This is a genomic window from Microbulbifer halophilus, from assembly GCF_026183675.1.
GTDB classification, from domain to species: Bacteria; Pseudomonadota; Gammaproteobacteria; order Pseudomonadales; family Cellvibrionaceae; genus Microbulbifer; species Microbulbifer halophilus.
In genome coordinates, this window is sequence record NZ_JAPIVK010000014.1 from 1 (window position 1) to 12665 (window position 12665).

At 59.4% G+C, this 12665-nt stretch carries 10 protein-coding genes; 3 read left to right on the forward strand and 7 right to left on the reverse strand.

The features are described 5' to 3' along the window. Positions 1-143: 143 nt before the first annotated feature. The 5 genes from pepN to OQE62_RS09005 all read right to left on the reverse strand — a co-directional run bounded on the left by pepN (position 144) and on the right by OQE62_RS09005 (position 6715). Positions 144-2822, reverse strand: coding sequence for an aminopeptidase N (gene pepN, locus OQE62_RS08985; protein WP_265721689.1), 2679 nt, complete (start codon positions 2820-2822; stop codon positions 144-146). A 229-nt stretch (positions 2823-3051) separates the two neighbouring features. After that, positions 3052-3423 (reverse strand): hypothetical protein, encoded by a 372-nt coding sequence (locus tag OQE62_RS08990; RefSeq protein WP_265721690.1) that lies wholly within the window; start codon positions 3421-3423, stop codon positions 3052-3054. Positions 3424-3964: 541 nt separating this feature from the next. Further along, positions 3965-4528 (reverse strand): phosphoribosyltransferase, encoded by a 564-nt coding sequence (locus tag OQE62_RS08995; protein ID WP_265721795.1) that lies wholly within the window; start codon positions 4526-4528, stop codon positions 3965-3967. A 24-nt stretch (positions 4529-4552) separates the two neighbouring features. Continuing rightward, positions 4553-5908, reverse strand: coding sequence for an NCS2 family permease (locus OQE62_RS09000; protein ID WP_265721691.1), 1356 nt, complete (start codon positions 5906-5908; stop codon positions 4553-4555). A gap of 21 nt (positions 5909-5929) precedes the next feature. Then, a complete protein-coding gene (locus tag OQE62_RS09005) occupies positions 5930-6715 on the reverse strand; it encodes an outer membrane protein OmpK (RefSeq protein WP_265721692.1) in 786 nt (261 codons plus the stop codon). 603 nt (positions 6716-7318) lie between these two features. On the opposite strand from OQE62_RS09005, the gene OQE62_RS09010 reads away from it, so the two are divergent. Beyond that, a complete protein-coding gene (locus OQE62_RS09010) occupies positions 7319-7930 on the forward strand; it encodes a hypothetical protein (RefSeq protein ID WP_265721693.1) in 612 nt (203 codons plus the stop codon). A gap of 4 nt (positions 7931-7934) precedes the next feature. Here OQE62_RS09010 and OQE62_RS09015 read toward each other — a convergent pair whose 3' ends face one another. Next, a complete protein-coding gene (locus OQE62_RS09015; protein ID WP_265721694.1) occupies positions 7935-9350 on the reverse strand; it encodes a MutS-related protein in 1416 nt (471 codons plus the stop codon). Positions 9351-9556: 206 nt separating this feature from the next. Between OQE62_RS09015 and OQE62_RS09020 the strand changes: the two genes are divergently transcribed. Together OQE62_RS09020 and OQE62_RS09025 are read left to right on the forward strand one after the other, a co-directional pair. Beyond that, positions 9557-10261, forward strand: coding sequence for a glutathione S-transferase (locus OQE62_RS09020; RefSeq protein WP_265721695.1), 705 nt, complete (start codon positions 9557-9559; stop codon positions 10259-10261). Between the two features lie 150 nt (positions 10262-10411). Beyond that, on the forward strand, positions 10412-12256 hold the full coding sequence (locus OQE62_RS09025; protein ID WP_322746568.1) for an ABC transporter transmembrane domain-containing protein: 1845 nt from the start codon (positions 10412-10414) through the stop codon (positions 12254-12256). 82 nt (positions 12257-12338) lie between these two features. Here the strand turns inward: OQE62_RS09025 and OQE62_RS09030 are convergent, their stop codons facing one another. Next, on the reverse strand, positions 12339-12548 hold the full coding sequence (locus tag OQE62_RS09030; protein WP_265721696.1) for a cold-shock protein: 210 nt from the start codon (positions 12546-12548) through the stop codon (positions 12339-12341). Positions 12549-12665 lie beyond the last annotated feature (117 nt).

Here is a 12665-nt window from a genome sequence, read left to right on the forward strand (position 1 = left end):
GATTCACTTTAACTTTAACACGTTTGGTGAAATATCCGGGCTAGGGTCGATGCCGCTGATTTTTTTTTAAAGCTTTCGGCAAAGCGACCGACAATGACTCGGCGACAATAAAAAAGGCCCCGAAGGGCCTCTGAAGGTTCTGATCAGTTGGCCGCGAGCAGATCGCTTACGGCCACGCAACGCCGGTTTTCAAAACGTATGTTTTTCAGCGCTTTTTCCAGCAGTGGGTTGATCTCCCCGTCGCTGTCCAGAATCCGGCTGATGCGGTCCACACCCTTTTTACTGCAGTCCATCGGGAAGAGCCGGCTGTAGGTGGCGATATACTCCGGGTCGGCGACGGCATTCGCCTTGTCCATGGCGTCGACGATGGTGTCCGCGTTGGCCCGGAAGAGTTCCAGCTGGTCCGTGGGGAACAGGCTGTAGGCGGCGGATTTGAGCTGGCTCAGCTTGAACTCGTCGTGCTTGTTGAGGATGTTGTCCAGCCACTTGGCCTTGGCTTCCTGCTGCGGGCGGGTGGCCTCGGCGGCGATGGCTTTGAGTCGGGAACGGTCGGAGTTGTCCTTCGCCAGTTCCGTTTCAATGGCCTCGGCGTAGTCGCCGTGCAGGTGATGGTTCTGCAGGGTGACCAGGCTCCAGCGCATGTCCGGATCCAGTTCCAGGCCGTCGATCTCGAGCGAGCCGGTGAGCAGTTTTTCCGCGTTGCCCAGGGCCCCGCCGGTGTGCGCCACGTCGGTGAAGGTGGAGAACCAGGTCTTCTGCGCATCGCTGCCGGCGGGTGCCTGCTGCAGTTGTTGCCAGACGAAGCGCTCGATATCGCCCTGCAGCTGTGCGCGCCTGGCGTCGTCGAGCTGCACCTGGCCCAGGTAGGCGGAGGCGCTGCCCAGGTGGCGGGATACCATGCGGATCACATTGATGTCGCTCTCGCTGCCCGCGTTTTCCAGGGCGAATTCCACATACCGGTCCAGCGGCAGTTTCGCGTCGTAGACACTGTCGTACATGCTCTGCCACAGCATCAGGCGGGTGTAGGTGGAATCGATGTCGTTGATATGTCGGGTCATGTTTTCAACGGATACCGGATCCAGGTTCACCTTCACGAAGGCCCAGTCTTCCTCGTTGGGGTTGAGGATCTGCGGACAGTCGAGGCCTATGGCATCCTTCACTTCGGTGGTTTTGCCCTTGTACAGAACCGGCAGCGCATCGGTGCGCACCATGCGGTCGCCGTCCATGCGGTAGAAGCCGAGTTGGGTGCGCTGCTCGCGCAGGGTGGGATATTCCTCCGGCGCGCTCTGGGCCAGGGTGAGGCCGGTGACCTTGTCGTTCTCACACTGGAAGCTGGCCTCGATGGTATTGAGACCGGCGTTGTACAGCCACTGCTGCTGCCACTGGTCCAGGTTCTTGCCGGCGGCCTTGCCCAGGTGGCCCATGAAGTCGTCCAGGGTGGAATTCTGGTAGGAGAGATCCTTCAGGTAGTTGCTGACACCCTTGCGGAATTTTTCTTCGCCCAGGTAGTAGGGTAACTGCTTGAGAATGGAACCGCCCTTGCCGTAGGTGATGCCGTCGAAGTTGGCGAAAGCCTCATCGGTGTTTTTCACCGGCAGCTGGATGGCGTGGGTAGTCGGCAGTGTGTCCGAGTGGTAGGCCCACTGCTTGCGGCCCAGGTAGAAGTTTTCCCAGACGTTGTCGAATTCGCTGTTCTCCGCCAGGGACAGGTTGGCCATATAGGTGGCGAAGCTTTCGTTCAGCCACAGGTCGTCCCACCAGTTCATGGTCACCAGGTCGCCGAACCACATGTGCGCCATTTCGTGGGCGATCACATTGGCGAGGCTCATGCGCTGGGCCTGGGTTTTTTCGCCGCGGGATACCAGGCGGTCTGTGAAAGTGACGGCGGCCACGTTTTCCATGGCGCCGGCGTTGAAGTCCGGCACGATCAGCTGGTCGTACTTCACGAACGGATAGGGGACTTCAAAGTATTTCTGGAAAAACTCGAAGGACTGCTGGGTAAAGGTGAACCAGTCCTGCGGCTTTACGTACTGCGCCAGGGATTTGGGGGCCATCAGGCGCAGGGGGATACCGTCGGCATCGTCTTTCCAGATTTCGTAGGGGCCGGCGTGCAGGGAGAAAATGTAGGAGGAGAACTTGGCGGACTGCGGGAACTGCCAGTGCTTGCTGTCGCCCTTCTCGATCACGTTCTCCTCGCGCACGGAGGTCACTACGGTCCAGTCCTTCGGTGCCGTCACGTCGAGGGTATAGTGGGCCTTGAGGTTGGGCTGGTCGAAATGCGGGAAGAGCTGGTTGGCGTCGTAGGGTTCGAAGTCGGTGTACATGTACACCTCGCCGTCCTGCGGGTCTTCGAAGCGGTGCAGGCCGGAACCGCTGGTGGAGTAGTCGTGCTGGTACTGTACCGCGATGGCGTTGTCGCCATCTTTCAGGTGCTCCGGGGCAATACTGATGAAATTGCCGTTGTATTCGAAGGGAACGGTTTCGCCATCCACGCTGACGGAGTCGACATTGCCCTGGACAAAATCGATGGTCAGCGGTTGTTCCAGCGGCCCGTTCAGGGTGGTATCCGCCACCAGCTCACCGGTAAGGCTCTTGCCCTGTTTGTCGATGGTCACGGACAGGCGGTAGTCCACTCCGGCCACCTGCCGTTTGCGCATTTTGGCGTAGGATTCCGTCAGCATCGGCGCGTCGGCACGGCTGACGGCAGCGGCTCCGGCTGTTCCCTCGGTGGGCTGGCTGGCGCTGTCGGCGGCCTTCTGGCCACAGGCTGCCACCACCGCGGAACACAGGAGTGTTGCGGCGAATCTTGTGGTTCTGATCATGGGTCCCCCTCTGATTTGGTTATTCTGTGAACTGCAACTCGGCAAAAATAATCGGCCCTTATAGCACGAAGCCGACAGAAAGGCGGGTTGTTCATCGTGCTGAAACGACAGGTCACCGAGGGCCAGTTAATCGTGTTGGTATCCTGGAGAAGGCAGGATGATTGTCTGCGTTGATAAGGTTTATCAGTATAGATAACTGCAGCGAATTGATGGCTGGTGGCAGTGCTTTCTACACCAGTCGGAATGTTCTTCGGCGTGCCTCGGCGATCTCTGCACGCCGCTTTATCTCCCGCTCCAGCTTCCGCCGCCGCTTCTCCTCGTCGGAGGGCCAGCTATCGGCCTCGGCCAGTGTGTGCAGTACGGCCCGCCAGAGGTGGTCGCAGTTCAGCAACAGCGGGTTGCTGATAATGGGGTAGCGCTGTTCCTCGTCACATACCTGCAGCCAGCCGTGCAGTGTGTGGCGGACCAGGAGAATCGCCTTGGTGCCGGCGCTGTCTGCCGACAGGGTGATAAAGGCCGAGTGCAGCCGGGGACGCAGGTTGTCCGCTCCGGCGAGAAAGCCCACGGTGCGGTCGTGGTGTTTGAGCTGCAATTGACGCATTTGAGATGGATGTATCGGTTTCAGTGGATGGGTGATCGATTGGCTGATTGTGCCTCAGGGGGGCGATAAAGCGAAATAATCGCCATTCATGAAGGATGGCAGATATTGATGCCTGGTCCGGATATTTCATCGGAGCCGTGATGGGCGTGCAGAGGTTATTAAGGGGCTCATAATTGTATTGGCAGTTGTCCTGAGTCCTTTTACGACGGGCGAGCCCTGTATTCACTCCATACGATCGTCATTCCGGATTCGATTCGGAATCCAGGCCGCTGGGGCATCTTCGCTGGATCCCGGATCGTTTTGTCATGCCGGACTTGATCCGGTACCGGGATGACGGCCACGGAGGGCGGGCTTTGGTCAAAATAATTTTGAGACGACTGATAAGCGAGGCCAGCTGGTAGAGTCGGCGCTTCTCAGGTGTTCGGAAGGATTAAATAAGTATGAGGGGCTGAGCTGTCGATGGAGGGGGATGACGCTGACAATCTTTATCAGTGTCGCTTCTTCGGGAGTCGGCCGGGCGCCAACTCCCGTTGTATCGGGATCAACTCACCGTAGCAATCCGATCCAGATACGGCTCGAGCTCCGGCTTGTACTCCAGAATTTCCTCCCGCGACAGGCCGTCGATCTCGTGCGGGAACACCAGCCACTCGTCGGACTTGTGGATATAGTAGTCCGGCTCGCGCTCGGTCTTGTTGCTGGTTGGCTTGTAGTAGGGGGTGGCTACGCGGATTTGCGGGGTGTTTTTCTTGCAGGCCGCGTGCAGGTCCTTGATGGTCTGGTCGATGCTGAGGCCGGTGTCGTGCACGTCGTCGACGATCAGCAGGTTGTCGTGGGATTCCAGGCGCTTGATCAGGTAGGTGAGGCCGTGTACGCGCACACGCTTGTCGCGCTGGCCGATGCCGGTATAGGAGGAAGTGCGGATGGCGATATGATCCGCGTCCACGCCCATCACGTGCAGCAACTCCTGCACTGCGATGCCCACCGGAGCGCCGCCGCGCCAGACACCGACGATATAGTTGGGGCGGAAACCGCTCTGGAAAACCTGTTCCGCGAGTGCGTAGGAATCCGTCAGCAGTTGCTGCGCGCTGATAAAGTGCTTTTTCACGTTGCTACCCATAAAAAGGGGCCCTCAGAAGAAGATGAACTTGGCCACGAACAGCGCCGCCAGCAGGTAGACGCTGATGCTGACATCCCGGCTGCGGCCGCTCAATGTCTTGATGACTGCGTAGGCGATAAAACCCAGCGCAATGCCATTGGCGATGGAGAAAGACAGCGGCATCATCACGGCCGCGATCACCGCCGGTGCCGCCTCGGTGATATCGTCCCAGTCGATGGAAGACAGGCCGGAGGTCATCAGCACCGCCACATACATCAGTGCGCCGGCGGTGGCGCAGGCGGGTACCATGCCCACCAGTGGCGAGAAGAACAGGGCCAGCAGGAACAGGCCGGCACATACCACGGCGGTGAGGCCGGTGCGGCCGCCGGCGGCCACACCCGCGGTGCTCTCCACATAGGTGGTGGTGGTCGAGGAGCCCAGCAGGGAGCCGGCCGCTGAGGCGGAGCTGTCGGCCATCAGCGCCCTGCCCATGCCGGGGAGCTTGCCCTCCCTGTCCAGCAGTTTGGCGCGGTCCGCGGTGCTCAGCAGGGTGCCGGCGGTATCGAACAGGTCCACGAACAGGAAGGCGAAGATCACGCTGATCATGCCCACTTCAAAAGCGCCGGCGATATCGAGCTGCAGCAGTGTCGGGGCCATACTCGGCGGTACGGACATCATGCCCCCGTACTGTACCTTGCCGATCAGCAGCGCGATCGCGGTCACCGCCAGGATGCCGATCATCACCGCGCCCAACACGCGCCGGTAGGATAGCGCCGCGATCAGGAAAAAGCTCAGCGACGCGAGAATGGCATCGCTGGAAGTGAGATCGCCGAGGGTCACCAGCGTGGCCGGGCTGGCCGTTACGATGCCCGCGCTCTTGAGGGCGATGATTGCCAGGAACAGGCCCACGCCCGCCGCCAGCGCCTGGCGCAGTGACATGGGGATACTGTCGATGATCCACTGGCGCACCCTGAAGATGCTGAGCAGCAGGAATACCATCCCGGAAATGAATACGGCACCCAGCGCCACCTGCCAGCTATAGCCCATCTCGCCCACGACCACGTAGCTGAAAAATGCGTTCAGCCCCATGCCCGGCGCCAGCGCGAAGGGATAGTTGGCGTAGAGCCCCATGATCAGGCAGCCGATGGCCGCCGCCAGGCAGGTGGCGGTAAACACCGCGCCCTGGTCCATGCCCGCTGCCGCCATCACATTCGGGTTGACGAAGATGATGTAGGCCATGGTCAGGAAGGTGGTCACCCCGGCGATCACTTCCTGGCGCACGCTGGTCTGGCGTTCAGACAACTTGAAGAGCCGCTCCAGCAGCGTGGCGTCTGCCGCAGGTTCGGGAGAGGTCGGGCTGGCGGTCGGCGGGGATTGGAGTTCAGTCATGGTTGTACCCGGTTGCAGGGGTCAGAAGTGATACTTGACCAGCAGGTTCACATTGCGCTCATTGGAGTCGACGCCGAAGGTACCGTCCTCGATACCGAACTTGTCACTCCAGTGGACATACTCGATGCCCGCGTACAGGCTTTTCGGCTGGCCCCAGAGTGTGCCGGCATCCCACTTGAGCTGGGAGGTAAAATTCACACTCGAGTGTGCGTCCCTCGATGCGCTGGTCCAGTCGATGAAGCCGTCGTAGAGGAAATCCGCACTGCCCAGGGAGAACGGCAGTGCCCACACCAGGGTCAGCTGCTCGTTGTCCGCCGCATCGTCGTTGTTGCGGTGATAGAAATTGGTCTGCATATAGTTGAAGCCGGGCACCGCCAGATCCAAGCCGACGCCGGCGAGCTTGTGGGTAAAGTGCGGGCCGGTGGCGGTCAGGTGATCCGGGTCGTCCATATTCCCCAGTTCCAGCGTGGAGGCCAGCAGCACATCCTTTACCGGCCCGAGGGCCAGCTCGCGGTTCTGCAGCTTGCCCAGGCTCAGGCGCGGCGAGATCTCGGTGTAGAGCTCGTCCGAACCGGCGCTGGAAGACAGATAGTCGGAAAACAGGAACAGATCGCCCCAGCTATGGCCACTGGCGTGCTCGAAAGTGACCACATCGCGGCTGGCGTCGTCCGTGCCCAGGCTGTAGTTGACCTTGTAGTCATCGCCGCTCAGGAGGCTCAGGCTGTTGTCCTGCCAGAGCACTTCGGCCTGTGTGGTGGCGGATGCCAGCAGGACGGTCGACAGAAGCAGGTGCTTGGCTGGGATCACGGGGTACCTCGATGACAATAAAATCAGGGCGGGCCCCGCGCTGGCTGCGGACAGGCACCGTCGACATCTGGTTAAAAAATGAGCGCGGAATTTACAGGAATCGCGACCCGATTTCCAATTTTTCTGACAGGCTATCCGGATTGCAAACAGGCGTGGAAGGAACAATAAACCAGCGAAAAGCCCCTGTGGGGAACAGTTTTATCGAAAGCCATTGATTCCGAATACCCGGGGCAAACCGGGCCGGGGCGACCTGAATGACTGCCGGTTAGGAAAAACGGGGGCAGTCGGGGAAGGCAGGCTGGTGTGTGGCGTGTCGGTCAGCCCGCTGATTCCGCTGAGTCCGCGGATTGCGTGCCGGGTGACGGCAGGGGCCTGCGGCGGTTTTTACGCTGGCGTTGCCCCGCAAAAAGCGTTATTTCCGCGAAGAGGCGATTCATTTCCCCGGCTACCGGGCCTGCGCGGGTGGGGAAGAACTTACAGAGGTTTTGCTTACCAGTCGATATCGCCCGTATAAATCCACTCTGGTTCCATTTTTTTATCCTCTCGCTTTCCGGTACTATCGCCGGTTCATTTTCAAGTAACGACCTGTAAACAGGGAAGTAAATGATGAATATCGATCTAGAGAAAACCCGTAGGACAGTTTTTGCCGCAGCCGTCCTGATCGGCGCGGCCGCAATATCTGCCTGTTTCGGAGATAGTGACACGGTGGGCAAGGTGGATGCATTCACTGAAAGAACCGAGCCTCTGCTCGAAAAAGATAACCGGCTTGCAGAAGAGTATCACGTGTTGCTGGAGCAGGTTCATGAGAAAGTAAGGCAACCCGAGGATGTCGAATCCGTGATCGCTTCCGGTCTGCTGGGGCAGATTGCCGATAATGCGGACAAGGCTCTGGCGAATAGCAGCCAGTACCAGGAAGAGCTGAAGCGCCTGTTCGATTCGCTGGATGAGGAGTCCCCCTGCCATCAACCGGAGGTGGCGGAAAGCCTGGGAGAGATGATTGCTGAAAAGAAACAGGCCATCGTCAAGCTCCGCAAGCTGGAAAACGGGGACCTGGAAGACAGCAGCTCGATGGCGATAGTGGGCACGACCGCCAACGCTAGCGCCGCGGGCATGAGCGGCATGATGGAGATGTTCAAGGCCTGCATGGTGCCGGCGGCAATGGGGATGACCAAGTCGGAAGTGGAAGAGCAGGCCAGGAAAAACAACGAAAGCTGAAGAGTCAGGAAGAATGAGCCGATAACCGGCTCTCATCTGTTGGCGAGCCCGCGGAATGTCCACCCGGGCTGCCATCCAGCAATTCGAATATCCCCTCCTCCCTGAGCACTCGCATCCCCAACCGCTGCTCTGAAATGCCGGACCGTAAAAGGTAGTCAAAGTGCAGCCGATCACTGCTTTCCACCGCCTCGAAGTAACGACAGTCTATCTGACCGCCGGCGATATCGAGGTGGTCGTTCAACTCAATCTGGTGGGAGGAAAATATGAGCAGGCAGTTTTCCCGGCCGGAAAAGCGTTCCAGAATCGCCAGCGATGCATCGAAGGCATCCTTGACGTTGGTGCCCTTGAACGGTTCGTCCATCAGAGCCACCACACGGCGGCCTTCGGCGACGGCACTGGCCACGGCTTTTACGCGCAGTGCCTCGGCCCTGAAATAACTCACACCGCGGCGCAGGTCGTCCGTCAAAGAGATGGAGCTGAAAAGCCTCTCCACTGGCACAAAGCAGAAACTGCGCGCCGGCACGCCCATTCCCAGTTGTGCCAGGTAAAGGGCAGTGGCCAAGGCGCGCAGGTAAGTCGTCTTGCCGGCCATATTCGGCCCGGTAAGGAAGAGCACGCGACTCTCCTGATTGAGTTCCACCGGGTTGGCCACCGGTTTGGCCAGGTAGGGATGGACGAGTCCTTTAGCACGAACGCGTAGTGCTCCCTCTTCGACCAGTGGCATTATAAACCCGTATTCACGGGTGGCATCGGCCATCGATGTCAGCGCATCCAGCTTGTAGAGCAGGCCGAGAAGCCGGGTGATGGTTTCCTTCTCGTGTATGCGCAGCACCTGGTCCAGCCGCAGCATCCGCCAGGTACCCCAGGCTCCCACGTCGTAATCCGGCACCTCGGCCAGTTTGGGTCGGGAAAGCAATGCCCGTATCTGTTGCAGCAGCGGAACCAGTTCGCCGGCGGACGATGCCAGATTCTGTGCAACAAAAGCGCGCAATGCCTGAACCAGCCTGCAGGTCGCCTGTACCCCGCGCACGATACTGAAGTAGTGGCTGTCGTGATTGAACCACATCTGGAAGGCGCCAAAAGCGAAATCCAGCCAGCTGCGGTGATCCAGGGCCGGCAATATTTCCTGTGTATAGGCTTCCGCCCCGCCACTCACGTAAGCGGAGGGCACCGCAGTGAAGAGTTCCGGCTGCGCGTCGATAAATCGGATGGAGGCCTGTGTGGCCCGTATTCGCCCGGCGTTTGACCAGGGGCGTTCCATGCGCCGCCGCAGGGCTGCAGCACCACCCCGGGTGCGGGTGAAATTGCAGAAATCGAACAGGCTGGCATCGCCGGTTTCCGATTCGAAGATTTCCAGATCTTTCAGGGTGTGAACATCCAGGCCGAGAATCCCGGAGGTGTCATTGGCGGACTGGGGCATGGATTCCGTTTCCGTGTCGAAGGGAGAAACGGCGCATTGCCTGTATGCAGGCAAGATGCGGTAACGGAATAGTTGCAGCTATCGGATATGGCATACAACGGTATGGATGATTAGCACGCCAGAATCTGATTCGGCGTCGCGCCTGGTTGCTAAGCTATCTGTCTTTACGCTCCTGATTCCCGCCAGCTTCAAGCAAGAGACGATTTATGCTCGACTACAAGCTCTACTATTGGGATCTACCGTTTCGTGGAAACTTTATCCAACTGTTTCTGGAGGAGGTCGAGGCCGGATACCAGCACTGCGACGCCGGGGATATCTACCCGCAGAAAAGCCTGAAAATAAAGAATCCCGGTATGGCATCGCCCTACCTCTACGAATGCAAGAGCAAAACCTATTTCGCGCAGATGCCCGCCTGCCTGATGCACCTGGGCAGGGAGTACGACTACCTGCCGAAGCGCTCCGAAACCCATACCCTGGCACTGAAGACGATCCTCGACTGCAACGATGTGTTGGTGGAAATCACCAACTACAACGGGTCGACGATGTGGACGAAAAATGAATGGGAACTGTTTCGCTATTCCCGTTTGTCGGACTGGATGAAAATTTTCGAGAAAACCGGCAGAGACCACGGGCTGAAGGGGGGCTCCGGCAATGGCAGCGGCTTTCTGTTGGGATCGAGGCTGTCGGTGGCTGACATCGCCACCGCTGCGCTGTTCGGCACCATGGTGTATTCATTCCCGGCGCTGGAGGAAGATCTCCGTGAGCATGCGCCCCGGGTTGCTGGCCTGTGCTGGCGGGTGGAGTCGCGGCCGAATATAAAGCCCTTTCTACAGGCGCAGCGGGAGGAGAATGGCAGGGGTTATTGTGGTGGCCAGATCGAGGAATCCCTGCGCGAGATTGTCGGCCGGTAAGGTTTCGGAAACACAAAGGGGAACGCTGCAAGAGGAGTCGGCCCAACCGTATGATACCCTGACCGCCGCCATCGCCGCACCCATGCCAGAGCGCCGGAGTCAATCGGGCTCCCCGCCTCTGCCTCAAGTTTCCCGTATATCAGTAAGCCCATGCCCAACACTGCCGAACCCGCCGCCGAACCAACTGTAGAAAAGGCCCCGACCAAGCACTCGTCCAGCATGAGCTTCCGCGAAATGCTGGCGACACTCTGGCAGTTTATCCGGCCCTACCGGAAGATCATGTTCGCCGCCGGCGTGGCGCTGGTGTTCACCGCAGGCATCACCCTGTCCATCGGCCAGGGCGTGCGGCTGCTGGTGGATCGAGGCCTGGTGGCAAGCTCCAGCGAGGCCCTGTCCAGCGCCGTGCTGATCATTGTCGGCCTGGCGCTGCTGATGGCCCTGGGCACCTACGCCCGCTTCTACCTGGTCTCCTGGCTGGGCGAGCGCGTGGTGGCGGATCTGCGAAAGGCGGTGTTCGACCATATTGTCACCTTGCATCCCAGTTATTTCGAGACCAACCGCAGCGGCGAGATCATGTCCCGCCTGACCACGGACACCACCCTGCTGCAACATATCATCGGCACCTCCTTTTCGATGGCGCTGCGCAGTTCGCTGATGTTTGTCGGTGCGCTGATTCTGCTGCTGTTCACCAATCTCAAGCTGAGCCTGATGGTACTGATCGGCGTGCCGCTGGTACTGGCGCCGATCGTGCTCTATGGCCGCCGGGTGCGGAAGCTGGCCAGAGCCAGCCAGGACTCGATTGCCGATGTGGGCAGTTACGCCGGCGAGATTATCCAGCATATAAAAACCGTGCAGAGCTATACCCGTGAGCGGGATGAGCAACAGGCGTTCGGCCGCGAAGTGGAAACCGCGTTTCAGATCGCCAAACGGCGGATACGTCAGCGCGCACTGTTGATCGCGGTGGTCATACTGCTGATGTTCGGGGCCATCAGCGGCCTGCTGTGGGTAGGTGGCAACGATATGATCGCCGGGCGCATGAGCGCCGGTGACCTGGCCGCCTTTGTGTTTTACGCAGTAATGATGGGTTCCGCGGTGGCTACCATTTCGGAAGTCTACGGCGAACTGCAGCGCGCCACCGGCGCTACCGAGCGGTTGGTGGACCTGTTGAATGTGGAATCGGAGATTCCGGTCAGCGGCGGCGATACCCGGCCGAACAAGCCTCTGGGCGCTACCAAAGCCGAGGTGATATTCGACGCGGTGGACTTCAGTTATCCCTCCCGGCCCGATCAACCCGCCATCCGCGGGCTGAACCTGGTGGTGGAGGAGGGCAGGAGCCTGGCACTGGTGGGCCCCTCCGGCGCGGGAAAATCCACACTGCTGGAGCTGCTGCAGCGTTTCTACGACCCGCTGGGCGGGTGCATCACTCTGGGCGGCGTGGATCTGCGCGAGATAGATACCGCAGACCTGCGCCGGCAACTGGCGGTAGTGCCGCAACAGCCGGCACTGTTTACCGCGGATGTCTGGTACAACATCCGCTACGGCAGGCCCGATGCCAGCGATGAGGAAGTGATCGCCGCAGCCAGGGCAGCCCATGCCCACGACTTTATCCGGCAGTTACCGGATGGCTATAACAGCCACCTGGGCGAGCAGGGCACGCGCCTGTCCGGTGGCCAGAAACAGCGCATTGCCATAGCGCGGGCGATCCTGAAAGATCCCGAGGTGCTGCTGCTGGATGAGGCTACCAGCGCGCTGGATGCCGAGAGCGAATATCACGTGCAGCGGGCCCTGGAAGCGCTGATGGAAGGTCGAACGACGATTATTATTGCGCACCGGCTGGCGACGATTCTGCATGCGGACAGCATTGCCGTATTGGATCGGGGGCAGTTGGTCGCGCAGGGCAAGCACGCAGAGCTGATAGAGATTTCGCCCCTGTATAAAAGGCTGGCGGAATTGCAGTTTCAGGATTCAGGAAGGCGCAAGCCGGCCGCGGAATAGTGGCGGGGTTTGGGGTTGGATATGCAAGTGCGACACAAACAAAAACGGGCCCCAAAGGGCCCGTTTTTACATCAGCAGAGGGTTAAACCGCTACGATGTTTTCAGCCTGTGGGCCTTTGTTGCCCTGAGTCACGGTGAACTCAACGGCCTGGCCTTCGTTCAGGGTGCGGAAACCGGAGCTGGAGATTGCACTGAAGTGCGCAAAAACGTCCGGGCCGGACTGCTGCTCGATAAAGCCAAAACCTTTGGATTCGTTGAACCATTTTACGGTTCCGGTCACTGTATTAGACATAAATAATTCCTGAGAATGTAACGGATTAGTGCCTTCGTGAGGCGATGATTTGCCTTGAAAACAAGCCGAGACTTAAAAACTGCAGGACGAGGTATTACGAGTAAAACAGCGACGTGA